Below are 933 nucleotides of genomic sequence, written 5' to 3' on the forward strand. Positions count from 1 at the left end.
AAGTGGTTGTTAAAAGATACTTTGATATGTTTTTAAGATTTGTTGTGTTGTTTGTTTTTATCATTGCTGTTGGCCTTATTTTTTGAACTATAATTTTCCGATTATGATACAGTTTTTACAAGTATTTTTTCAAAACTTTTTATAAAAAGTGTCAAGTTTAAAATTTTTACAAATGCCGTAATTTCTCAACCATTTTTTCTGACGGTCTTCTTTGTTCTGTTTCCCAAAACTTAATAGTGGCTGGGTTGTTATTTTGTGTTGGCATAGTTTGCTCCTCGTTATTATTCTGATGATTTTGGTTTAGTGGTAGTGCTTAGGCGTTTCCTAAGTTCGTTAAATAGGCTATTGGGTTCGTATTGAGCTTTATCATAAACCTCTACTCTTTGCATAAAAGAATCAGGTATATAGATTTCATGTTTTATGTCATATTTACCATAATTGATAGAACCACTTTTTAAAAAATCATGCTTTTTAACCATAACTTTCATATTTCTACCCTTGCCAAAAGTGCGACAAGTTAAAGAGCCTGATAAATAGTCTAAGTTTTTATAGATATCTTTATCGTATTCCATTATGAAATAATCGCCTAGAGAATTACGATAGTTTTTGCCGTACACAAAGTGTAAATTATCCAGCCCCAGCTTATATTCCTGACCGCGTTTGGTACTGCGATAAAGATAAGCAGGTTTATCATTAGGATACTGTGACCGTAAGAAAGCGTTGGATTTACGCCCATACATACTGGCATACCTAGCTTTATTATTCCAAGGCAAATTAGCCTTATCATCAATATACATATCCACCACACAAGCAGTAGCAGGACGACAATTTTCTACATTGGAGAAGTAACCACACTTAGTGCCATACACATCTAAATCTAGTCGATAGGCAAGTGCCTCTGCACCTTTTAACTCATCATCCACCCATTCTTGT

The 933-nt window shown here is 33.8% G+C and carries 1 protein-coding gene; it reads right to left on the minus strand.

What is annotated here, in order from left to right; genetic code table 11:
* Window positions 1–281: 281 nt before the first annotated feature.
* A partial coding sequence (locus BBROOKSOX_RS11735) for a hypothetical protein (protein WP_180324062.1) occupies window positions 282–933 on the minus strand: 652 nt, incomplete at its 5' end.

Source organism: bacterium endosymbiont of Bathymodiolus sp. 5 South, from assembly GCF_900128535.1.
Taxonomy (GTDB): Bacteria; Pseudomonadota; Gammaproteobacteria; order PS1; family Pseudothioglobaceae; genus Thiodubiliella.